General features: G+C 59.3%; 21 protein-coding genes. 13 read left to right on the top strand and 8 right to left on the bottom strand.

Features of this window, described 5'->3' with window-relative positions; translation table 11 throughout:
- The first annotated feature begins 145 nt into the window (after window positions 1–145).
- Window positions 146–853, top strand: a complete 708-nt coding sequence (locus EPK99_RS07005) for a PAS domain-containing protein (RefSeq protein ID WP_128442340.1) — start codon at window positions 146–148, stop codon at window positions 851–853.
- Window positions 854–866: 13 nt separating this feature from the next.
- On the opposite strand, the gene EPK99_RS07000 is transcribed toward EPK99_RS07005, so the two are convergent.
- Window positions 867–1,274 carry an SRPBCC family protein gene (locus EPK99_RS07000; RefSeq protein WP_128442339.1) on the bottom strand — a complete coding sequence of 136 codons (408 nt, stop codon included), beginning with the start codon at window positions 1,272–1,274 and terminating at the stop codon, window positions 867–869.
- A 156-nt stretch (window positions 1,275–1,430) separates the two neighbouring features.
- Here EPK99_RS07000 and gndA point away from each other — a divergent pair, with 156 nt between their 5' ends.
- Window positions 1,431–2,864, top strand: coding sequence for an NADP-dependent phosphogluconate dehydrogenase (gndA, locus tag EPK99_RS06995; RefSeq protein WP_128442338.1), 1,434 nt, complete (start codon window positions 1,431–1,433; stop codon window positions 2,862–2,864).
- 78 nt (window positions 2,865–2,942) lie between these two features.
- Here gndA and EPK99_RS06990 read toward each other — a convergent pair whose 3' ends face one another.
- Window positions 2,943–3,986 (bottom strand): LacI family transcriptional regulator, encoded by a 1,044-nt coding sequence (locus tag EPK99_RS06990; RefSeq protein ID WP_245455776.1) that lies wholly within the window; start codon window positions 3,984–3,986, stop codon window positions 2,943–2,945.
- 346 nt (window positions 3,987–4,332) lie between these two features.
- Between EPK99_RS06990 and EPK99_RS06985 the strand changes: the two genes are divergently transcribed.
- The 7 genes from EPK99_RS06985 (at window position 4,333) to mgrA (ending at window position 11,740) form a co-directional block, all read left to right on the top strand.
- Entirely contained in the window at window positions 4,333–5,568 is a 1,236-nt protein-coding gene (locus EPK99_RS06985) for an ABC transporter substrate-binding protein (RefSeq protein ID WP_128442337.1), read from the top strand.
- Window positions 5,569–5,664: 96 nt separating this feature from the next.
- The gene (locus tag EPK99_RS06980) at window positions 5,665–6,588 is read left to right on the top strand and encodes a carbohydrate ABC transporter permease (protein ID WP_128442336.1); all 924 of its coding nucleotides are present in this window, start codon (window positions 5,665–5,667) and stop codon (window positions 6,586–6,588) included.
- A complete protein-coding gene (locus tag EPK99_RS06975; protein ID WP_128442335.1) occupies window positions 6,581–7,525 on the top strand; it encodes a carbohydrate ABC transporter permease in 945 nt (314 codons plus the stop codon). Before EPK99_RS06980 ends, EPK99_RS06975 begins: the two co-directional genes overlap by 8 nt.
- A 5-nt stretch (window positions 7,526–7,530) precedes the next feature.
- The gene (locus EPK99_RS06970; RefSeq protein WP_128442334.1) at window positions 7,531–8,658 is read left to right on the top strand and encodes an ABC transporter ATP-binding protein; all 1,128 of its coding nucleotides are present in this window, start codon (window positions 7,531–7,533) and stop codon (window positions 8,656–8,658) included.
- 52 nt (window positions 8,659–8,710) lie between these two features.
- Entirely contained in the window at window positions 8,711–9,472 is a 762-nt protein-coding gene (locus tag EPK99_RS06965; protein WP_128442333.1) for a sugar phosphate isomerase/epimerase family protein, read from the top strand.
- Between the two features lie 23 nt (window positions 9,473–9,495).
- Window positions 9,496–10,629, top strand: a complete 1,134-nt coding sequence (locus tag EPK99_RS06960) for a Gfo/Idh/MocA family protein (RefSeq protein ID WP_128442332.1) — start codon at window positions 9,496–9,498, stop codon at window positions 10,627–10,629.
- Window positions 10,630–10,690: 61 nt separating this feature from the next.
- Complete coding sequence (gene mgrA / locus EPK99_RS06955) at window positions 10,691–11,740, top strand: L-glyceraldehyde 3-phosphate reductase (RefSeq protein ID WP_128442331.1); 1,050 nt, start codon at window positions 10,691–10,693, stop codon at window positions 11,738–11,740.
- 63 nt (window positions 11,741–11,803) lie between these two features.
- On the opposite strand, the gene EPK99_RS06950 is transcribed toward mgrA, so the two are convergent.
- Window positions 11,804–12,778 (bottom strand): zinc ABC transporter substrate-binding protein, encoded by a 975-nt coding sequence (locus EPK99_RS06950; RefSeq protein WP_128442330.1) that lies wholly within the window; start codon window positions 12,776–12,778, stop codon window positions 11,804–11,806.
- 107 nt (window positions 12,779–12,885) lie between these two features.
- On the opposite strand from EPK99_RS06950, the gene EPK99_RS06945 reads away from it, so the two are divergent.
- The 3 genes from EPK99_RS06945 to EPK99_RS06935 are packed head-to-tail and all read left to right on the top strand — an operon-like array spanning window position 12,886 to window position 15,015.
- Window positions 12,886–13,776: an ATP-binding cassette domain-containing protein gene (locus EPK99_RS06945; protein ID WP_425374179.1), complete on the top strand. Its 891-nt coding sequence runs from the start codon at window positions 12,886–12,888 to the stop codon at window positions 13,774–13,776.
- Window positions 13,769–14,596 carry a metal ABC transporter permease gene (locus EPK99_RS06940; RefSeq protein WP_128442328.1) on the top strand — a complete coding sequence of 276 codons (828 nt, stop codon included), beginning with the start codon at window positions 13,769–13,771 and terminating at the stop codon, window positions 14,594–14,596. Before EPK99_RS06945 ends, EPK99_RS06940 begins: the two co-directional genes overlap by 8 nt.
- Window positions 14,593–15,015: a Fur family transcriptional regulator gene (locus EPK99_RS06935; protein ID WP_128442327.1), complete on the top strand. Its 423-nt coding sequence runs from the start codon at window positions 14,593–14,595 to the stop codon at window positions 15,013–15,015. The genes EPK99_RS06940 and EPK99_RS06935 overlap by 4 nt, the downstream gene beginning before the upstream one ends.
- 10 nt (window positions 15,016–15,025) lie before the next feature.
- Here EPK99_RS06935 and EPK99_RS06930 read toward each other — a convergent pair whose 3' ends face one another.
- Entirely contained in the window at window positions 15,026–15,553 is a 528-nt protein-coding gene (locus EPK99_RS06930) for a gamma carbonic anhydrase family protein (protein ID WP_128442326.1), read from the bottom strand.
- 20 nt (window positions 15,554–15,573) lie between these two features.
- Complete coding sequence (locus EPK99_RS06925; protein WP_128442325.1) at window positions 15,574–16,260, bottom strand: fumarylacetoacetate hydrolase family protein; 687 nt, start codon at window positions 16,258–16,260, stop codon at window positions 15,574–15,576.
- Between the two features lie 201 nt (window positions 16,261–16,461).
- Between EPK99_RS06925 and dusA the strand changes: the two genes are divergently transcribed.
- The gene (gene dusA, locus EPK99_RS06920; RefSeq protein ID WP_128443347.1) at window positions 16,462–17,493 is read left to right on the top strand and encodes a tRNA dihydrouridine(20/20a) synthase DusA; all 1,032 of its coding nucleotides are present in this window, start codon (window positions 16,462–16,464) and stop codon (window positions 17,491–17,493) included.
- 5 nt (window positions 17,494–17,498) lie between these two features.
- Here the strand turns inward: dusA and EPK99_RS06915 are convergent, their stop codons facing one another.
- The 3 genes from EPK99_RS06915 to gcvH all read right to left on the bottom strand — a co-directional run bounded on the left by EPK99_RS06915 (window position 17,499) and on the right by gcvH (window position 21,248).
- A complete protein-coding gene (locus EPK99_RS06915; RefSeq protein WP_128442324.1) occupies window positions 17,499–17,771 on the bottom strand; it encodes a hypothetical protein in 273 nt (90 codons plus the stop codon).
- Between the two features lie 250 nt (window positions 17,772–18,021).
- Window positions 18,022–20,886, bottom strand: a complete 2,865-nt coding sequence (gene gcvP / locus EPK99_RS06910) for an aminomethyl-transferring glycine dehydrogenase (protein WP_128442323.1) — start codon at window positions 20,884–20,886, stop codon at window positions 18,022–18,024.
- Window positions 20,886–21,248, bottom strand: coding sequence for a glycine cleavage system protein GcvH (gcvH, locus tag EPK99_RS06905; RefSeq protein WP_128442322.1), 363 nt, complete (start codon window positions 21,246–21,248; stop codon window positions 20,886–20,888). Before gcvH ends, gcvP begins: the two co-directional genes overlap by 1 nt.
- Window positions 21,249–21,256: the final 8 nt, after the last annotated feature.

Below are 21,256 nucleotides of genomic sequence, written 5' to 3'. Positions count from 1 at the left end.
GCGGATGCGTTTCTACAGTACTCACCCAGCATATTTGCTAGTCCGTTTGGGACCAGATGTTTAAGTCCCTTCTTCTTTAATCGCGCCTCTGAGAGGCCGTAGACGTAGCCGGGCAAAAAAGACGCTGAGGGGGAAGGTACGTTCGTTGGAAGCTCTGATCGATCTCTTCTGGTCGAAATATGCCGATCTGCAGCAAGCGATCGAGCGTGAGGACGAGCGTGCCATGGGCGCCCTCGACGGCGAACTCGATCCGCTTCTTCTGGCGATCTTCGGCAGTGCGGCGCAGGACCCCGCCAGCATTCAGGCGCAGTTCCGCTTTGCGCTCGACCTCCTCAATGCCGAGGCTGACGACCGGGGCTGCGTGCGCCGTAATGCGCATCTTCTCCAGACGCTCGTAGAGCGCTATCTTGCGCCGCCTGCCACGGCCGTTGCGCCATCCGAACAAGGCACCGAAAGCGATGTTTCCCTGATCGATGAGGCCACTGCCAACGGTGTTCTCGATGATTCTCTGCTGAACCGCATTTCCGACCGTATTCTTCTCGTGGCGCCCGGATATCGCGTGCTCTACTCAAACGAGACAAATGCGAAGCGGCTGAATATGCCGCGGGAGGAGCTTCTTGGCAGGCATTTTGCCGAATTGATCGGGCTTCATCGTTTTCGCAACGAGTTCGAGCCCAATCTCAACAAGTGCTTTGAGGGTGAGCATGTGTCTGTGACTTATGCGGACCAGGTGAATGGCGAGACGATCGTCATGCGATGCCGCATGTCGCCCTTCCTGCGTTCGTCGACATTGGTGGGCGCATTGGTGATCATTCAAGAGACGGCGGACCGTCGGAAGCGTCCGGCCTTATAATTTTCCGGATCCGCTACTCGTCTCGCTCCATCAGTGACTTGAGCATCGTCAGGTCGTGAAGCACATGAGCGGCATCTGTTTCGAATGCGGCATTGTCCTGGTCCGGCCGTTGAAGGAGCGTGAACATGATCTCCGCGCCATCTCCATTTGGGACGACCCGCATGGAATTGACGACTACGGTGTCGTCTTCCATCGTGACGGTGTGATCCAAGATGCCATAGGGGTTTGGCGGCGAAAACCGCACCCGGATTCTGCCGATCGGCCCACCATCTCCAAGCCAGTCCTCTCCGTCGCGCATAAGGCCTGATGCCAGCCCGGACGCCCAGAGTGGCATGTTTTCCGGCTTTCCGGTGAAAGCAAAGACATCCTCCCATGTGCGGGCGATGCTGACATGGATGATCTGAGCCGGCATGACGTTCATGGATAGATCCTTCCTTTTCTATCGTTGCAGAGCTTTGCTTCATCCTGCCGCAAAGCTGACTCGGTATGAAGAGGTCTGTTTCGACGTCCGATTGCCTTGCCCGTGAAACATTTGGATGCAACAACATCCACAATATTCCCAACTGGAGGCAGATCCGTGGAACAGGCAGAAATCGGGCTCATCGGACTTGGCGTGATGGGCGCCAATCTGGCACTCAACATTGCCGAAAAAGGCAACAGGATCGCAGTTTTCAACCGGACAGTGGAGGTCACTCGCAAATTCTACGCGGATGCCGGCGATCTGCAAGGCCAGATCATCCCGTGCGAGACGATGGAAGACTTCGTGGCCGCTATTCGCCCACCCCGCCCGATCATCATCATGATCAAGGCCGGCGACCCGGTGGACCAGCAGATGGAACTGCTCAAGCCCTATCTATCTGACGGCGATATCATGATCGACGCTGGCAATGCCAATTTCCGCGACACGATGCGGCGGTTTGATCACCTTAAGGACAGCGGCCTCACCTTTATCGGCATGGGCGTGTCCGGCGGGGAAGAGGGCGCGCGCCACGGCCCGTCGATCATGGTCGGCGGCACGGAAGACAGCTGGAAGCGGGTCGAAAAAGTGCTGACCTCGATCTCGGCCAAGTACAATGGAGACCCTTGCGTCGCCTGGCTTGGCGAAAACGGCGCCGGTCACTTCGTCAAGACAATCCATAACGGCATCGAATATGCCGACATGCAGATGATTGCCGAAATCTACGGCATTCTGCGCGATGGCATGGGTATGAGCGCCTCGCAGATCGGCGATGTTTTTGGGCGCTGGAATACGGGCCGTTTGAACTCCTACCTGATCGAGATTTCCGAAAAAGTGCTCAAGGCGACGGATCCGATTTCTGGCAAGCCCATGGTGGACGTGATCGTCGATTCGGCCGGCCAGAAGGGTACTGGCAAATGGTCGGTGATCGAGGCGCAGAACATGGGCGTCGCCGCAACCGCAATCGAAGCGGCCGTTTCGGGACGCGTTCTGTCATCCCAAAGGGTTGAGCGACTGGCGGCAGAGAAGATCCTCGGACTGCCGCAGGGGCAGCGTGCTCCGCAGGATGGCATGGCTTTCCTGGCCGATCTCGAAAACGCGCTGCTGGCTGCTAAAATCGGCGCCTATGCGCAGGGCTTCGCCGTCATGGCGGCCGCTTCGAAAGAGTTTGGCTGGAACCTTCCCATGCCGACAATCGCGAAGATCTGGCGCGCGGGCTGCATTATCCGCTCTGGGTTTCTTGACGAGATCACCTCGGCCTTCACCAAGGATCCGGACGCCGCCAACCTGATCGTGACGCCAGCCTTCTCGACGATGGTGAAAGAGACGGATGGCGCGTTGCGGCGTGTGGTCTCCTATGCTGCGCTGGGCGGTCTTCCTGTGCCAGCACTCGCCTCGGCGCTTTCCTATTTCGACGCTTATCGCCGCGGGCGAGGAACAGCCAATCTCATCCAGGCCCAACGGGACTTTTTCGGTGCGCATGGCTTCGACCGTCTCGATGGAGTCGACAAGCATCACGGCCCATGGGGAAGCGGTCTCGCCACCCTTTCCTGATTAGAAGTGGCCTGACAAATTCGGCCCTGACGAACGCGAAAGGGGAGCGGTTCCAATTCCGCTCCTCATTTCTTCATTTCAGTTCTGCGGCGACATGGGCGACCAGGATGGCTGGCTGATGCTCTGCAACAGTTCCGGATCGGTGCCGGAAATGCGCGCCATCACTGCTTTCCCCAATTCTCGTCCTGCCAGGCGCACGTCCTCGTTCACCGTATATATCTCGGGGCGGATCCAATTGAGGAAGTCAGCTGACTGTTTCGACACCATGTCGACATCCACTCCCAGCCGCTTGCCGGCGCCCTCCACACCAGCCACTAAGGCAATGGTGGATGATCCGTTGATGGAAATGATGCCGTCAGGGGCATCCTTGGAGCCCATCATCGCCATCATTCGCTCTCTGATTTCTCCAAGCGGCGTTTCAGCCGTAAGCTGTCCCATGGAGACTTCGATGGCGTCCGATTCCGCGAGGGCATTTTCGAAGCCGATGCGGCTATGCGTATAGTAGGAAAGACTTGGCGAAGGAGCAAGGATGGCTAGACGCCGCCGACCCCTCGCGACGAGCTTCTGGACTGCTTCATAGGTATAGGCTTCGTTGTCGAAATCGTGGAAGGGATGGACGATCCCCATATGCGTGCGCCCATGGGTCGCGAAGGGCAGGCCGCGGTCCGTCAATAACCGGACACGCGGATCCTCCGGTGCAATTCTGGAAATTATTACGCCATCGGCCGATCCCGTGTCGAGGATATAGCGCACAGGCCCCATCGGGTCCTTCTGAAAGGCATGGGGCGTCACCACGAGGTGATATTGGGTGCCTGTCAGCGCCTCCGAAATGCCATGCACGATCCGGCTGGTGAACCCCATCAGTTCCTCGTCTATACCAAGAACGAGGGCGATAACATTCGTCTTGCCCGTCCTCAATCTCACGCCCGCCCGGTTGGGTTGATAGCCAAGTTGACGGGCGACGAGCCGGACACGCTCTTTGGTGTCGGCACCGATATCGGGCGCATCTTTAAGCGCGCGAGATACGGTCGTGATCCCGAGCCCCGTCATATAGGCGATCGTCTTGAGCGTCGGGCGCTCCGGCGGGAATGTCGATGGTTGGGTAGGGTTGATCTCGTCCACTGTGAAGTTCCGTCCTGCAGGCGCCCTCAGAAGGCGCGGCAAAGATCTATCATACGGGAAAAACTGAAACGATATAGTAGGTTTCTGTTGGCTCCGGCGTTGAGGGACTTCTTCAGGTTGCAAAACGCAGATGCAACACGTTTTTTCCGCATCTGCGAAGGAGATCCGCTAAATATATGACGTTTCACGCGACAAAATAGTGTTTTGAATACAAGACGGACTTCAACATAAACATCTAAAGGTTGTGTTTATCTAAGGAATATGATTTTCGTTCACCTGTGGGTTGCTTCGGTTGAAAAATTGCCATAGCATTTTACTGCAACGTTTCAGTGAGGGAGGAGACTCAATGAACATCCGCGCAGTCGCTGCCATTTTGGCCGCTACAGTTGCCATGCCCTATGCGGCAGCACAGGCCACGGATCTCGAAGTCACGCATTGGTGGACCTCCGGCGGCGAAGCTGCAGCCGTCAAGGAACTGGCCAAAGCATTCAACGCGACCGGCAATAAGTGGGTCGACGGAGCCATTGCCGGTTCCGGCAGCACTGCCCGTCCGATCATGATCAGCCGTATTACCGGCGGCGACCCGATGGGTGCCACGCAGTTCAACCATGGTCGTCAGGCCGAAGAACTGGTTCAGTCCGGTCTGATGCGAGACCTCACCGCCGTTGCCGAGAAGGGTAAGTGGAAAGACGTGATCAAGCCGGCGAGCCTGCTGGCGTCTTGTACCTATGAGGGCAAGATCTATTGCGCTCCGATCAACATCCATTCCTGGCAGTGGCTATGGCTGTCCAATGCCGCTTTCCAGAAAGCGGGCGTACCGGTTCCAAAGGATTGGAACGAGTTTGTTGCCGCCGGCCCCAAGCTCAGGGAAGCCGGGATCCAGCCGCTGGCGCTTGGTGGACAGGCTTTCCAGGCAAACAACCTTTTCGATGTGCTCCTCATTTCGATCGGCGGTAAGGAGCTGTTCGAAAAGGTCTACAAGGACAAGGACGAAGAGGCAGCTGCCGGGCCGGAAATGGCCAAGATCTTTGCGGCTGCCGTGCAGGCCCGTGAGCTTGCCAAGGGTAATAATGTGCAGGATTGGAACCAGGCGACCAATCTCGTCATCACCGGCAAGGCTGGCGGTCAGATCATGGGCGATTGGGCACAGGGCGAGTTCCAGCAGGCCGGCCAGACTGCCGGCAAGGATTATAGCTGCCTTCCGGGCCTTGGCCTGAACGAAGTGCTGACGACCGGTGGCGATGCGATCTATTTCCCGCTGATCAAGGACGAGGCGAAATCGAAGGCTCAGGAGGCACTTGCGGAAACGATCGTCGATCCGAAGGTGCAGGTCGCGTTTAACCTGAAAAAGGGTTCGGTGCCGATCCGTAGCGATATCGACATGAGCGCCGCCAACGACTGCATGAAGAAGGGCATCGAAATCATCGCCAAGGGTGGAACCGCTACCAGCGTCGATCAGATGCTTTCCGCCGACAGTATGAAGCAGAAGGAGGACCTGATGTCCGAATTCTTTGCCAAGGCCTCTATTACGCCGGAACAGGCGCAAGAGCGCTTCGCCGAGATCATCGCGTCGGCGGACTGACACCGCTTCCATCTCTGACCTTGACCGGCCCGTTTTACCATGGGCCGGCCCGGAAAACTGTGGCCGACTATGCCGCAAGCCGATCGAGGAAGACACATGGCGAAATCCATTCCATCTGCCCGACCTAACATTCCATCTGCCCGGCCCAATCAGCTCTTTCGAAACCTCAATTCGAAGATCGCCTCCATCCCGATGATCTTTGTCGCGCTGGTGATCTTCCTCGGCGGCTCAGTCTGGACCGTCGTTTATTCTTTTACCAATTCGCGGCTTCTGCCACGGCTGAGTTTTGTCGGTCTCGACCAGTATGAGCGGCTTTGGGCGTCGTCGCGCTGGATCATATCGATCCAGAACCTTGCGATCTACGGCGTCCTGTCGCTGATCTTCAGCATGGTCATAGGGTTCGTTCTGGCTGCTCTGATGGACCAGAAGATCCGCTTCGAAAACGTATTCCGCACGATCTTCCTCTATCCATTCGCACTGTCCTTCATCGTCACCGGGCTGGTCTGGCAATGGCTGCTCAATCCGGAATACGGGGTCCAGCATATCGTGCGCGGGTTCGGCTGGGAGGGCTTCGTCTTCAATCCTCTCTACGATGCCGACCTCGTCATCTACGGAATCCTGATTGCAGGGCTGTGGCAAGGGACAGGGCTCGTGATGTGCCTGATGCTGGCCGGTCTTCGCGGCATCGACGAGGATATCTGGAAGGCCGCCCGGGTTGACGGCATTCCGATGTGGCGGACCTATCTGTTCATCGTCATCCCGATGATGCGGCCCGTCTTCATCACCACGCTGGTCATCATCGGCAGCGGCATCGTCAAGCTCTACGACCTCGTCGTGGCGCAGACCAGCGGCGGCCCGGGCAACGCATCCGAAGTGCCGGCGAAATACGTCTATGATTACATGTTCCAGGCCCAGAACCTGGGGCAGGGTTTTGCGGCATCGACCATGATGCTGCTGACGGTCGCGATCATCATCGTTCCCTGGGCTTATCTGGAATTCGGAGGGCGAAAGCGTGTCTAACGTCTCCTCTCCCAACACCGCCGTCGCAGGTGCGGCCCCCATCAAGACCAGTTTGTCGGACGGACCGCGCGGCCGCCGGCCGAAGCGCATGCTGTCGCGCCGCAACATCATGCTCTACGGCATCCTCGGGGTTGCGGCACTCTATTACCTCCTGCCGCTCTATGTAATGGTCGTGACTTCGCTGAAGGGCATGCCGGAGATCCGCCTCGGCAACATCTTCGCGCCGCCGATGGAAATCACCTTCGAGCCTTGGGTGAAGGCCTGGGCCGAGGCCTGCACCGGCCTCAACTGTGACGGTCTTTCGCGGGGGTTCTGGAATTCGGTGCGGATCCTCATTCCCTCCGTCGTGGTGTCGATCGCGGTGGCATCCGTCAGTGGTTATGCGCTCGCCAACTGGCGCTTCAAGGGATCGGAACTCTTCTTCTCTATCCTGATCATCGGCGCCTTCATCCCCTATCAGGTGATGATCTACCCGATCGTCATCGTGCTCAGGAACATGGGCATATACGGCACCCTCACAGGTCTTATCGTCGTCCACACGATCTTCGGCATGCCGATCCTGACGCTCCTGTTCCGCAACTATTTTGCATCGCTACCGGAAGAACTGTTCAAAGCGGCCCGCATCGATGGTGCCGGCTTCTGGCAGATCTACAGCCGCATCATGCTGCCCATGGCCTTGCCGATCTTCGTCGTCGCGATGATCCTGCAGGTCACCGGCATCTGGAACGATTTTCTGTTCGGGGTCGTGTTCACGCGGCCGGACACCTATCCGATGACGGTGCAGCTCAACAACATCGTCAATTCCGTGCAGGGCGTGAAGGAATACAACGTCAACATGGCAGCGACATTGTTGACCGGCGCCGTCCCGCTGATCGTCTATTTCGTATCCGGCCGCCTGTTCGTTCGCGGCATTGCCGCCGGCGCAGTGAAGGGATGACCCTGATGACAGACCTTTCGACCTTTTCTCCCGCAAGCACTGACAGCAAATACAGCGTATCGGTGCGCGACCTGACGCTGTCCTTCGGTTCGCTGACGGTTCTGGGCAATCTCAATCTCGATATCCATGACGGCGAGTTCCTGGTTCTGCTCGGCTCTTCCGGCTGCGGAAAATCAACGCTGCTGAACTGCATTGCCGGCCTTCTGGAGCCGACAGACGGGCAGATCTTCATCAACGGTCGCAACGTGACCTGGGAAGAACCCAAGGATCGAGGGATAGGCATGGTGTTCCAGTCCTACGCGCTTTACCCGCAGATGACGGTGGAGAAGAACCTGTCCTTCGGGCTTCGCGTTGCCGGCATGCCAAAGGAGGACATTGCCAAGCGTGTCGCTCGTGCTGCGGCGATCCTGCAGATAGAACCGCTCCTGCAGCGAAAGCCGGCAGCACTGTCAGGCGGCCAGCGGCAACGGGTCGCGATCGGCCGGGCCTTGGTGCGCGATGTCGATGTTTTTCTGTTCGACGAGCCGCTCTCCAATCTCGATGCGAAACTGCGCTCCGAACTGCGCGTGGAAATCAAACGGCTGCACCAGCAGTTGAAGAACACGATGATCTACGTCACCCACGACCAGATCGAGGCGCTGACCCTGGCCGATCGGATCGCCATCATGAAGAGCGGGGTCATCCAGCAGCTGGATGACCCCGTCACCATCTACAATCGGCCCAATAACCTGTTCGTAGCCGGCTTTATAGGGTCGCCGTCGATGAATTTCCTGCGCGGGGATCTGGTTGAGGAAGGCGGCCGCATCGTCTTCCAGACGGGCGGCGTCAGCTTCTCGCTCGACGGATACAATGCGTCCGAACCGCTGACGGTTGGCGCCAAGGTCGTGCTTGGCGTGCGGCCCGAGCATATCAAAGTGGATCGCGATGTCGTCGGTGGTGAAGTTCACGAGGCGATCGTCGATATCGAGGAGCCGATGGGAGCCGATAATCTGCTCTGGCTTAAATATGCGGGGCAGACCATGTCGGTCCGCATCGGTGGCGAGCGTCGCTACAAGGTTGGAAGCAAGGTCAAACTCGGCTTCGACATGACCATGGCTTCCGTCTTCGATGCAGAAACGGAGACGCGGCTTTGACGCCTTGGCTCCCGGCGCGTCTGCGCCACAACTGATTTCCAGGAGGATGATGATGACTGAACTCGGTTTCCAGCTTTACTGCGCCCGGAATTTTCCGCCGCTTTCCGATGTCCTGAAGAAGGTCGCCCAGGCGGGCTATAGGGAAGTGGAGGGCTATGGCGGCATCTATGCGACCCTCGATGAGGCATCATTGAAGGCGCTGCGTTCAGAGCTCGACTCGAATGGCTTGACCATGCCGACAGGGCATTTCGGTCTCGATCTACTAGAGCGGGAGCCTGAACAGGCCCTGCTGATCGCCAAGACGCTTGGGATCGAGGGCATCTACTGCCCGCATCTTGCTGCGGACCTCAGGCCCGGTGACGCGCAGGGCTGGTTTGCCTTCGGCCAGCGTCTGGCGGAGGTTGCAAAGCGGTATCAGGATGCCGGCTACACCTTTGGCTGGCACAATCACGACTTCGAATTCAAGCCGCTGCCGGACGGCTCGACGCCGCAGGAACAGATTTTGGCGGGCGGCTCGGATCTTGCCTGGGAGATGGATGTCGCCTGGGTCATCCGGGGCGGGGGCGACCCCATGTCCTGGATCGAGAGCTACGGCAAGCGCATCACGGCGGTGCATGTGAAGGACATAGCTACCGCCGGCGAAAACCTGGACGAGGATGGCTGGACGGATCTCGGCCACGGCACCGTGGCGTGGAAGGACCTGATGACGGCACTGCGACGCACGCCGGCTAGGCATTTTGTGCTCGAGCACGATAACCCGAAGGATCTCGACCGCCTTCTTACGCGCTCGATTGCATCCTTCCAGACTTATTGATCCCTTTTTCGGAGTCTAATCGCATGTCCAAGGACCTTGGCGTCGGCATCATCGGATGCGGCAACATCTCCACCACCTATCTCACGCTGGCGCCGCTCTTCAAAAGCCTGCGCCTTGTCGCCTGCGCCGACTTGAACGACGAGGCGGCGGCGCGGCGCGCGGATGAATACGGGATACGCGCCCAGTCGATCAGCGAACTTCTCGCCAATGACGAAATCGATGTGGTCGTCAATCTCACCATTCCGGCGGCGCATTCCGCGGTGTCGAAGGCTATTCTCGAAGCCGGCAAGCACGTCTACTCCGAAAAACCTCTGGCGATCACGCTCAGCGAGGGCAAGGCGTTGCAGGCCTTGGCACTAGAGAAAGGGCTCAAAGTCGGCTGCGCTCCCGACACTTTCCTCGGCGGCTCCCATCAGCTGGCGCGCAAATATATCGATGAGGGTGGTGTCGGTCGCATCACATCCGGCACCTGCCACGTCATGAGCCCCGGCATGGAGATGTGGCATCCGAACCCAGGATTTTTCTTCGTTGAGGGAGGAGGGCCCATCCTCGATCTCGGGCCTTATTACATCGCCAATCTCATCAATTTCCTCGGCCCGATCAAGCGCGTTGCGGCGCTCACCTCCATGGCCAGCCCAACCCGGACGATCACCAGCGAGCCGTTGAATGGTCAGACGATCCCGGTCGAGACGCCCACCAACATCCACGCGCTGCTGGAATTTGCAAACGGGGCGACGATCACCCTGTCCGCAAGCTGGGATGTCTGGTCGCACCGGCATGCGAACATGGAACTCTATGGCACGGATGGATCGATTTTCGTGCCCGATCCGAATTTCTTCGGCGGGACGGTGGAGGCGAGTGGCCGCAACAAGGATATCCAACCGCTGGAATCTTGGGATCACCCTTTTGGCGTCGCGAACCAGGAGCATCCGCAGGGACCGCGTGCCAATTACCGGACGGCAGGTCTCGCCGACATGGCCATGGCGCTGATCGAGGGCCGCGACGCCCGCTGCTCTCTGGAGCGGACGCTGCATGCGTTGGATGTCATGGAGTCCATCCTGAAATCGGGTGCGGAGGGCCGCTTTGTTGAAATGACCACAACCTGCACGCAACCTGCCGCGCTTGGAATTGAAGAGGCGCTGGCACTTCTGCGCTGATCGGCTATGACTTGGACGCTGGCGCCATTCGTGCGCCGCGATATCATCGGAGGAATCGATCATGACATGGCAACCGGCGTCCAACCGCTACGAGACCATGAAGTACAATCGCTGCGGCCATTCTGGCCTTAAGCTCCCGGCCATTTCACTCGGGCTATGGCATAATTTCGGGGACGACACGCCGCACGAGCGCAAGGTCGCCATCTGCCGCAAGGCCTTCGACCTCGGCATCACCCATTTCGACCTTGCCAATAATTACGGTCCGAAGCCCGGCAGCGCCGAAACGGCCTTCGGGCAGATTCTGCGCGAGGATTTCAGGGGTTACCGCGACGAGCTGATCATCTCGTCCAAGGCGGGCTACAATATGTGGCCTGGCCCCTATGGCGAATGGGGAAGTCGCAAATACCTGATCGCATCCTGCGACCAAAGCCTGAAGCGCATGGGCCTCGACTATGTCGATATCTTCTATTCGCACCGCTTCGACCCGGATACGCCGCTCGAGGAAACCTGTGGCGCGCTCGATCATATAGTGCAGTCGGGCAGGGCACTCTATGTCGGGATTTCGTCCTACAATTCAAAGCGGACGCAAGAGGCTGTGGCAATTCTGAAGGAAATGGGTACGCCCGTCCTGATCCACCAGCCGAGCTATTCCATGCTCAATCGCTGGGTCGAAGAGGACGGACTTCTCGACACGCTGGAAGATCTCGGCATTGGTTCGATCGTCTTCTCGCCGTTGGCGCAGGGAATGCTGACCTCGAAATATCTGTCCGGCATTCCGGACGACAGCCGCGCCGCGCAGGGCAAGTCGCTGCGCCCGGCCTTCCTCAACGACAAGAACGTCGAAAATCTGCGGGCGTTGAACGCGCTTGCGGAGCGCCGCGGACAGACGCTTGCGCAGATGGCGCTGGCCTGGGTTCTGCGCGGTGGTCGAGTTACGACGGCGCTGATCGGTGCCAGCCGCCCAGAACAGGTGGAGGATTGCGTCAAGGCGCTCGACAATCCGGAGTTCACGCCCGAGGAACTGGCGGAAATCGACAGCCACGCCAAGGAGGCCGATATCAACATCTGGGCCGCCTCGGCAGAGCGCGAAGGTCCTGCCCGCAGCAAGTAATATGATGAGGGCCTGCGGATGAACATCCGCAGGCCCTTACGACGACGGCCCTGTCGGGGTCGATCAGGCGTCCCTGGACAAGCAGTCCTTCAGTGATTTGGCGAGGCCCCGCATCAGCTTGAAGTAAAGGTCAGGGCTGGGATCGAGCGCTCCGGATTCCGGGTCCAGAACCCCGGAGCGCGCCTTGGTTCCCTCCGTCACCACGTTCAGGAGCTTTGGCTCAAACTGGGGTTCAGCGAAGACGCAGGTTGCCCCGAGATCGGTCACTTTCTTGTGGATTTCCGAAATCCGCTCCGCGCCCGGCATGGTCTCCGGGCTGACCGTGATCGAGCCGGCGACGCTGACATGATAGCGGTGCTCGAAATATTGGTAGGCGTCGTGGAAGACGATGAACGGCTTGTGGCGGACCGGCTCGAGCGTGAGTTTTAGCTCCGTGTCCAGCGCGTCAAGTTTTCTGATGAGTTCTGCAGCGTTCTGCTGGTAGCGCGGTGCATCGGCGGGATCGGCCTGGACGAGGCGGCGCTCAATTTCCTGGGCAAAGGCCTTCGCATTCATCGGGTCTAGCCAGAGATGGGTATCATAACCCTGCAGATCATGGTCGCCATCATCGTGGACGGCCTGGTCGCTGTCGCCGCCGTCGTGGTCATGGCCGTCATCATCATCGGCTTCCGGCTCAAAGACGCCGCCCTCGCGAAACTTGAGCTTGTGAAGACCCGGCGCGTCCTCCAGCGTCACCACTGCTGCCTTGGACGGCACAGCCTCGAGTGGCTTCTCCAAAAACGCTTCCATGCCGTGGCCGATCCAGAAGATAAGGTCTGCGTTTTGCAATGCTGCGGCATTGGAAGGCTTCATATTGAACGTATGGGGCGAGGCGGCACCTTCCACGATGAGCTTCGGCTCTCCCACGCCCTGCATGATTGCCGCGACAAGGGAATGAATGGGCTTGATCGAGACCACGACATTCGGGGCGGCCGCGCGGGCCGCCGTGCCGGCAAGAAGAGAGGCTGAAGCGAGGAGGAGAACAGGCGCTAGTTTCATGGGCATCTTCCTTTTGTAGAGATGTAATGTTATTACATCAATTGCGTTATGCTATAACGTGTGCCATGACGGCTGACAACAGGGTGTTTGAAAAAATGCTGCATGCAATGAAACAGACCGATCAGCGGGCCGACGAGCAGCTGGTATCCTTGAATAATGCCGGCATCCTGCGCGATGGACGCTGGCTTGTGCGAGGGATAGATCTCTCTATCCGGCGCGACGAGGTCGTGACGCTTATCGGCCCGAATGGGGCAGGCAAGTCCACGACGGCTCAGCTTGCGATCGGGGTCTTGCGAGCCGACGAAGGTTCTGTGTCCAGGATGCAGGGATTGCGGATCGGCTATGTGCCGCAGAAGCTTTCCATCGACTGGACTATGCCGCTTTCCGTCCGGAGGCTGATGCGGTTGACGAGCCCGCTCAAGGATCAGGATCTGATGGCGGCTCTCGACGCTACGGGCATACCGCATCTAGTCGATGCGGAGGTGCGCCACTTGTCGGGCGGCGAATTCCAGCGCGCGCTGCTGGCTCGGGCGATCGCTCGCAAGCCGGACCTTCTGGTCCTCGATGAACCGGTGCAAGGCGTGGACTTCGCCGGTGAGGCCGCTCTGTACGAACTGATCCGGACAATTCGCCAGACCACCGGCTGCGGGATCCTGATGATTTCCCACGATCTGCATATGGTCATGGCGGGCACGGACACGGTGATCTGCCTCAACGGCCATGTCTGCTGCCGCGGCACGCCGGAAACGGTCAGCCAGAGTTCCGACTATATGAAGCTGTTCGGCGGAAGCGGGCGCTCTTTGGCCGTCTACAGCCACAACCACGACCACACGCATCTGCCGGACGGGCGGGTGAAGCACAGCGATGGGTCGATCACCGATCATTGCCATCCGGATGACGGCCATCATGATGAAGATCATGATCACGGCCATACCGGTCACGAACATCATGAAAATGCGCAGGAACAGTCGGCAGAAGGAGCAAGGAGCCATGCTTGACGACTTCTTCACCCGTGCGATTCTTGCGGGCGTCGGCGTGGCGCTAACCGCCGGCCCTCTCGGCTGCTTCGTCGTATGGCGGCGCATGGCCTATTTCGGCGACACTATGGCGCATTCGGCGCTGCTTGGCGTGGCGCTGTCGCTCTTCTTCCAGATCAACCTTCTCGTTTCCGTCTTCGGCGTCGCCGTTCTCGTTTCGCTGCTGCTGCTGGCGCTGCAACGGCGGCAGTCACTGTCGGCCGATGCGCTGCTCGGCATCCTGTCCCATTCCGCGCTGGCAATCGGGCTCGTGCTCGTCGCCTTCATGAGCTGGGTCAGGATCGACCTGATTTCCTTCCTGTTCGGCGATATCCTGGCGGTGACGCCTGCCGATCTCGGCCTCATCTGGGGCGGTGGCGCGCTGGTGTTGGCCGGCGTCGCGCTGATGTGGCAGCCGCTGATCGCCTCCACCGTCAGCGAGGAAGTGGCCGAGGCCGAAGGCCTGAAGCCGGCGCGCACGCGTCTCTTCTTCATGCTGCTGATGGCGCTTGTGATCGCGATCGCCATGAAGATCGTCGGCATCATGCTGATCACCGCCCTGCTGATCATTCCGGCGGCTACGGCGCGGCGGTTCTCCGCAAGCCCGGAATGGATGGCGGTTTTCGCCTCCCTGCTTGGAGCCATTGCCGTCATCGGCGGACTTTTCGGCTCTTTGCACTATGATACGCCGTCCGGCCCTTCCATCGTGGTCGCAGCGCTCCTACTTTTCGTGCTGAGCCTGCTGCCCGGCTTCGGGAAGCCTGCGGCAGCACGCGCCGCCAACAAAGGAGTGCGAGGATGAACGCACCTTTCGTCACACCCGCCCTGACCAAGAACCAATCACTGGTCTTCGACGTGCTGACCCACGCCGAGGCGCCGGTCAGCGCATATACGATCCTGGACAGGCTGCGCGACCATGGGTTTCGGGCGCCCTTACAGGTCTATCGCGCGCTCGACAAGCTGACCGAGTTTGGGATGATCCATCGGCTGGAAAGCCTGAACGCGTTTGTGGCCTGCGCCCATCGCGAAAGCGATTGCTGTGGCGGCGGACATGGCCATGGCTCGGTTGCCTTCGCCATCTGCGACAGCTGTGGCAATGTTTCGGAGTTTCACGACGACACGGTCGAACACCGATTGGGCGACTGGGCAAAGGCCAAGGGTTTCAAGCCCGCGAAGACGTCCATCGAGATCCGCGGCTTATGTCAGGACTGCGCGGCATAAAGACAGGCAATTAGAGCTGGCGCAAGTCGCGCGCGAAACGCTTCCAGTTCTCCACATAGCGTAGAGCGGAGTCCTTCAGCCTCGCGACCGCGTCTTCATCCAGCGTTCGTATCGCTTTTGCAGGCGACCCCACGATGAGCGAGTTGTCTGGAAACTCCCGACCTTCCGTGACAAGCGCATTGGCGCCGACAAGGCAGTTTCTGCCGATCCTCGCCCCGTTCAGGATCGTGGCGCCCATGCCGATCAGGCTATTGTCGCCGATGCTGCAGCCGTGGACGATCGCGTGGTGGCCGATAGTGCAATTCTGGCCAATGATGACAGGGTAAGCTGGATCCGTATGGATCATCACGCCTTCCTGGATATTGGTGCCGTTGCCGATCACGATCGGCTCGTTGTCGCCCCTCAATACCGCGCCGAACCATATCCCGACATCTTCGCCCAGTTCCACTTGGCCGATCACAGTTGCATTCGGTGCTAGCCAGTAGCGGTTAGGGTCCGGAAGTTTCGGGTGAAACTCCCCCAGTACATAAAGCGGCATGGGCTCTTCTCCCGTCAATCTCAGACGACGTCTAGCGACAGTTTGCCGACCCGGTCGATGCCGCATTCGATCCTGTCGCCCCTGACGATCGCGCCAACGCCAGCCGGTGTGCCTGTCATGATCACGTCGCCTGCGGCAAGTTCGAAGAACTTCGAAAGCTCGGAGATGATTTCCGGCAGTTTCCAGATCATCTGGTTGAGGTCTCCCGACTGCTTGCGCTCGCCATTGACCTCTAGCCAGATGGCACCTTCCTGCGGATGTCCTAGCTGTGCCGCCGGCAGCAGGGCAGAAACGGGAGCCGACTTCTCGAAAGCCTTGGCGGCTTCCCAAGGACGGCTCGCCTTCTTGGCGACGTCCTGCACGTCACGGCGGGTAAAATCTATTCCCACGCCATAGCCGTAGACCTTCGACAGAGCTTCATCGAACGGGATGTCGGTGCCACCGCCACTCAGGGCCATGACCAATTCCACCTCGAAATGTACGTTCGACGATTGCGGAGGGTAGGGGAAGCTGTCGCCATTGAAGAGATTGTCGGCATTCTTCTGAAAGAAGAAAGGAGGCTCGCGGGAAGGGTCGTGTCCCATCTCGATGGCATGGTCGGCATAATTGCGGCCGACGCAATAGACCCGGCGAACCGGGAATTGCTCAACCGAACCCTCCACATCGATCAGAATTGAAGCGGGGGCGGGAATGACTGTGGCAAGCATGGGGGGCATCCTGTTCGAGGCACGTGATGCGTCTTTGTCTCGTAAAAGCCGGCCTAAACCAAGTGCTTTCTGCAGGCGCACGAACAGCGCCGGAAACACCTATTTCATGGTAAAATCCGCTCGATGCACTCCGGGAGGCCTTGAAACAGGCGCAAAAAGATGAGAAGCGGCGCCATGTCACAAGGAACGCTATTGATCCCGATGGAAGCGGCTGAGAAGGCCACTCGTACTCCGGGCGGCCACCGTAAGGTGTTCGCCGTCGCGCCCATGATCGATTGGACCGACCGGCACTGTCGCTTTCTGCACCGGCAGCTGTCGTCGCAGGCGCTACTCTATACCGAAATGGTGGTGGCGGATGCGATCATCCACGGTCCGCGCGAGCGATTGCTATCATATTCGTCGGCGGAGCATCCGGTCGCATTGCAACTCGGCGGCTCGGACGCGGTGAAGCTCTCGGAAGCCATTCGCATTGCGAGCGACTATGGTTACGACGAGATCAATCTCAATGTCGGCTGTCCATCGGATCGGGTCCAATCTGGCACGTTCGGCGCCTGCCTGATGCGCGAGCCTGCTCATGTTGCAAATCTCGTATCGGCGATGCGCCAAGTTTCCCCGGTCCCGGTCACCGTGAAATGCAGGATTGGGGTGGATGACCAAGAACCGGCCTCAGTTCTTCCCGACTTCGTCTCGCGGATGCTTGACGCTGGCGCGGACGCAATCTGGATCCATGCTCGCAAGGCCTGGCTGCAGGGGCTGTCACCAAAGGAGAACCGCGAGGTTCCACCGTTAGACTATGATCTCGTGCACGCCGTGAAGCGGCAGCATCCGAATGCGTTCATCGGGATCAACGGCGGCATCACCAGCCTCGAACAGGCCGCAGCTCATCTCGAAGTCATGGACGGGGTTATGATCGGTCGGGCGGCCTATCAGAACACGAACCTGCTGGCGGAGGTCGATGCCATGATCGACGGCGCTTCACTTTCGGAACAGGTGGATTGGCTGGCCCTGCGCGACAAAATGATGACCTATGCCGAGACGGTGATTGCGGCAGGCGGACGCCTGCATCACGTCACGCGTCACATGGTGGGACTATTCCAGGGCTATTCCGGTGCTCGCCGATTCCGACAGATCCTCTCGTCGGATGCTATGCACCCGGGCGCTGGCCCAGAGGTCATTGATATAGCCTTTGCAGCTGTGGATCTGGATAGCGGTGCAAAGAAGCTGGCTGGCTGAGTGGCTTACTTAATACCGCGGGTCTGCTTCAATTGCTGCAGGAGCAACTGGATGCGCGGCGAGGCGGGAAGAGGCTTGCTCGGCTCCGGCTTCAGCAAAGTCCTGTCGCTTGCATCGGATTGATACCAGGCAATCAAGGCTGATGCCACATCGGCCGCCGCCTCGTCGGTGACATCGACCGAGTGCTCGTCACACCAAGCTTCGAGAAATGTCCTCAGCAGATCGAGGTCGTCCGGCGCGAGAGGCATTGTCGAAAGATTATCTTGTTCCTGAAACATGAGCACCTTCTCAGCGCGCCGATTTAGCGCTGACTGTTATCCTTCTAAAGTGTGTCCTGCTATTATCAATAGCTGCCAAGTAATTATATGTGTAATCAATCTTGTGCAGAGCTTACTAATATTAAGGGCTCGGAAGGTGTCATAGTTCCGCATAAATGTTAGCCAGCGGCTTATTTACAGAATCCGACTATGAACCGATAGATGCAAGACAAAGGCGGCGTCATTTAACGCCGCCGTTTTTTATGTGTCGCTATTCCGCGGCTTCCGCATAGTCGCTTATCGGCGGGCAGGTGCAGATGAGGTTGCGGTCGCCATAGACATTGTCGATGCGGTTGACCGGCGACCAGTACTTGTCGACCCGGAACGAGCCCGGTGGGAAGCAGGCCTGTTCCCGGCTATAGGGGCGGTTCCATTCGCCGACCAGGTCTTCCACTGTGTGCGGCGCATTCTTCAGCGGGTTGTTGACCTTGTCCATGCGCCCGTCCTCGATGGCGCGGGCTTCATCACGGATGGCCAGCATGGCATCGCAGAATCGGTCGATCTCGGCCTTGGTCTCCGATTCCGTCGGCTCGATCATCAGCGTGCCGGCAACTGGCCAGCTCATGGTCGGCGCATGGAAGCCGCAGTCGATCAGGCGCTTGGCGACGTCGTCCACGGACACGCCGGCCGAAGCGTTCAACGGACGGGTGTCGATGATGCACTCGTGCGCGACGCGGCCCGCTTCCGACTTGTAGAGCACGTCATAGGCGCCCTTCAGCCGCGCTGCAATGTAGTTGGCATTGAGGATCGCAACCTTGGTCGCCTGGGTCAGGCCTTCGCCACCCATCATCAGGCAATAGGACCAGGAGATGGGCAGGATCGACGGCGAACCGAACGGAGCTGCCGATACAGCGCCCTCGCGCCCGTCCTTCTCGGGATGCCCCGGAAGGTAGGGCGCCAGATGCGCCTTGACGCCGATCGGGCCCATCCCAGGGCCGCCGCCGCCGTGGGGAATGCAGAATGTCTTGTGCAGGTTGAGGTGGCTGACATCCGAGCCGATATCACCGGGGCGGGACAGGCCAACCATGGCGTTCATGTTGGCGCCGTCGAGATAAACCTGGCCGCCGTGCTCGTGGGTGATCGCGCAAATCTCTTTCACTGTCTCCTCGAAGACGCCGTGGGTCGAAGGATAGGTGATCATGCAGCACGAGAGGTTATCCGCGTATTGCATTGCTTTAGAACGGAAATCTTCTAGATCGATATCGCCGTTTTCGCGCACCTTGATCACCACCACCTTCATGCCGACCATCTGCGCCGAGGCAGGATTGGTTCCGTGCGCCGAAGTCGGAATCAGGCAGACGTCGCGATGCGCATCTCCATTTGCAATGTGGTAGTTGCGGATGGTCAACAGGCCTGCATACTCTCCCTGTGCACCCGAATTCGGCTGCATGGAGAATGCGTCATAGCCGGTAATCTGGCAGAGCTTTGCCGAAAGATCGTCGATCATCTCCTTATAGCCGAGCGCCTGGTTCTGCGGCACAAAGGGGTGGATGTCGGAGAATTCCGGCCAGGTGATCGGCAGCATTTCAGCTGTTGCGTTCAGCTTCATAGTGCAGGAGCCGAGTGGAATCATGGCGCGATCGAGCGCCAGGTCGCGGTCCGACAGACGGCGGATATAGCGGGTCATCTCGCTTTCGGCTCGGTTCATGTGGAAGATCGGATGGGTCATGTAGTCCGATTTTCGCAGCAGCGCGCTCGGCAGCCGATATTCTACGTCGAAGTCGGAGACTTTGAAACTACCGCCGAAAGCGCGCCAGACAGCTTCGAGCGTGACAGGCCGCGTCCGTTCGTCGAGCGACATGCCAATCTTGGTTTCACCGACCTTGCGGAGGTTTACGCCTTCGGCCACGGCTGCACGCAGGATGAGACCCTGCATATGGCCGACCTCGACGGTGATCGTGTCGAAGAAGCTGTCGGGCTCCACAGTGTAGCCGAGCTTTTCCAGGCCCTTGGCCATCAGCACGGCCTTCTTGTGGACAGCCTGGGCAATCGCCTTCAGTCCCTCCGGACCGTGGAATACGCCGTACATGGACGCCATGACGGCGAGCAGCACCTGAGCGGTACAAATGTTCGACGTCGCCTTCTCGCGGCGGATATGCTGTTCGCGGGTCTGGAGGGACAAGCGGTAGGCGCGGTTGCCGCGGGCGTCGATGGAGACGCCGACGAGGCGCCCCGGCATGGCCCGCTTGTGCGCGTCCTTGACGGCCATGTAGGCCGCATGAGGTCCGCCGTAACCGACCGGAACACCGAAGCGCTGTGAGGAGCCGATAGCGATATCTGCGCCCATTTCGCCGGGCGACTTCAGAAGCGTCAACGCCAGCAGATCACCGGCAACGGCGGCAATCGCGCCCGTCTGGTGCAGGCGGGAGATCAGGCCAGAGAAGTCACGCACATGACCGTGGGTGCCGGGATACTGGAAGATCGCACCGAAGACGTCGACCGGGTCCAGATCGGTCATGGGATCGCCGATGATGACGGTCCAGCCCAACGGTGCGGCACGGGTTTCGATTAGAGCGATGGTCTGCGGGTGGCATTCCTGATCAACGAAGAAGGCGGTGGCCTTGGACTTCGCTTGACGCTGGCAGAGCGCCATAGCTTCAGCGGCGGCGGTCGCCTCGTCGAGCAGGGAGGCGTTAGCGACGTCGAGCCCGGTCAGGTCGCAAATCATTGTTTGGAAGTTCAGAAGCGCTTCGAGGCGGCCCTGGCTGATTTCCGGCTGATAGGGCGTGTAAGCCGTGTACCAGGCGGGGTTTTCAAGGATATTGCGCTGGATAACCGGCGGCGTCACCGTGCCGTAATAGCCCTGGCCAATCAGCGAGACCAAGACCTGGTTCTTGTTGGCTGTCTCGCGCAGCTTGTCGAGAGCTTCTCGCTCTGTCAGCGCCGCGCCCCAGGTTAGCGGAGCCTCCTGGCGGATGGAGGCGGGCACGGTGGCGTCGATCAGCGCGTCGAGCGACGAATATCCGATCACCTTCAGCATCTCTGCCATCTCGGAAGGCGAGGGACCGATGTGTCGGCGGTTGGCAAAATCGTAGGGGTTGTAGTCGGTAAAATGGAAATCTGTCTGGTCGGACATCAGGCGATCAGCTCCTTGTAGGCGGCTTCGTCCAAAAGGCCATCCGCATCGGCGATGTTCTTAAGCTTGAGCTTGAAGAACCAGGCGGCGCCTTGCGGATCGGAGTTGACGAGGGAAGGATCATCGACGATCGCCTGGTTGACCTCGATAACCTCGCCGTCGAGGGGAGAATAGACGTCGGAGGCAGCCTTCACGCTTTCCACGGTCGCGGCATTGCCGTCCTTCGTGAGTTCGGCACCCACATCCGGCAATTCGACGAAGACGAGATCGCCCAACTGGTCGGCAGCGTGCTGGGTGATGCCCACGGTCGCGACATCGCCTTCGAGCTTCAGCCATTCATGTTCAGCGGTAAATTTCAGCATGGTTCTCT

This window comes from Neorhizobium lilium (genome assembly GCF_004053875.1).
Lineage (GTDB): Bacteria > Pseudomonadota > Alphaproteobacteria > Rhizobiales > Rhizobiaceae > Neorhizobium > Neorhizobium lilii.
This window is presented reverse-complemented; position numbering and strand designations above follow the sequence as displayed.

What these genes read in the sequence shown, in the direction of transcription:
- EPK99_RS06965 (WP_128442333.1), top strand. Translation starts at nt 8,711, where the DNA reads ATGACTGAACTCGGTTTCCAGCTTTACTGCGCCCGGAATTTTCCGCCG.
- EPK99_RS06925 (WP_128442325.1), bottom strand. Translation starts at nt 16,260, where the DNA reads ATGCTTGCCACAGTCATTCCCGCCCCCGCTTCAATTCTGATCGATGTG.
- EPK99_RS06950 (WP_128442330.1), bottom strand. Translation starts at nt 12,778, where the DNA reads ATGAAACTAGCGCCTGTTCTCCTCCTCGCTTCAGCCTCTCTTCTTGCC.
- EPK99_RS06970 (WP_128442334.1), top strand. Translation starts at nt 7,531, where the DNA reads ATGACAGACCTTTCGACCTTTTCTCCCGCAAGCACTGACAGCAAATAC.
- EPK99_RS06915 (WP_128442324.1), bottom strand. Translation starts at nt 17,771, where the DNA reads ATGTTTCAGGAACAAGATAATCTTTCGACAATGCCTCTCGCGCCGGAC.
- EPK99_RS06980 (WP_128442336.1), top strand. Translation starts at nt 5,665, where the DNA reads ATGGCGAAATCCATTCCATCTGCCCGACCTAACATTCCATCTGCCCGG.
- EPK99_RS06960 (WP_128442332.1), top strand. Translation starts at nt 9,496, where the DNA reads ATGTCCAAGGACCTTGGCGTCGGCATCATCGGATGCGGCAACATCTCC.
- EPK99_RS07000 (WP_128442339.1), bottom strand. Translation starts at nt 1,274, where the DNA reads ATGAACGTCATGCCGGCTCAGATCATCCATGTCAGCATCGCCCGCACA.
- EPK99_RS06930 (WP_128442326.1), bottom strand. Translation starts at nt 15,553, where the DNA reads ATGCCGCTTTATGTACTGGGGGAGTTTCACCCGAAACTTCCGGACCCT.
- mgrA (WP_128442331.1), top strand. Translation starts at nt 10,691, where the DNA reads ATGACATGGCAACCGGCGTCCAACCGCTACGAGACCATGAAGTACAAT.
- EPK99_RS06985 (WP_128442337.1), top strand. Translation starts at nt 4,333, where the DNA reads ATGAACATCCGCGCAGTCGCTGCCATTTTGGCCGCTACAGTTGCCATG.
- EPK99_RS06940 (WP_128442328.1), top strand. Translation starts at nt 13,769, where the DNA reads ATGCTTGACGACTTCTTCACCCGTGCGATTCTTGCGGGCGTCGGCGTG.
- dusA (WP_128443347.1), top strand. Translation starts at nt 16,462, where the DNA reads ATGGAAGCGGCTGAGAAGGCCACTCGTACTCCGGGCGGCCACCGTAAG.
- gcvP (WP_128442323.1), bottom strand. Translation starts at nt 20,886, where the DNA reads ATGTCCGACCAGACAGATTTCCATTTTACCGACTACAACCCCTACGAT.
- EPK99_RS06935 (WP_128442327.1), top strand. Translation starts at nt 14,593, where the DNA reads ATGAACGCACCTTTCGTCACACCCGCCCTGACCAAGAACCAATCACTG.
- gcvH (WP_128442322.1), bottom strand. Translation starts at nt 21,248, where the DNA reads ATGCTGAAATTTACCGCTGAACATGAATGGCTGAAGCTCGAAGGCGAT.
- EPK99_RS06945 (WP_425374179.1), top strand. Translation starts at nt 12,886, where the DNA reads ATGAAACAGACCGATCAGCGGGCCGACGAGCAGCTGGTATCCTTGAAT.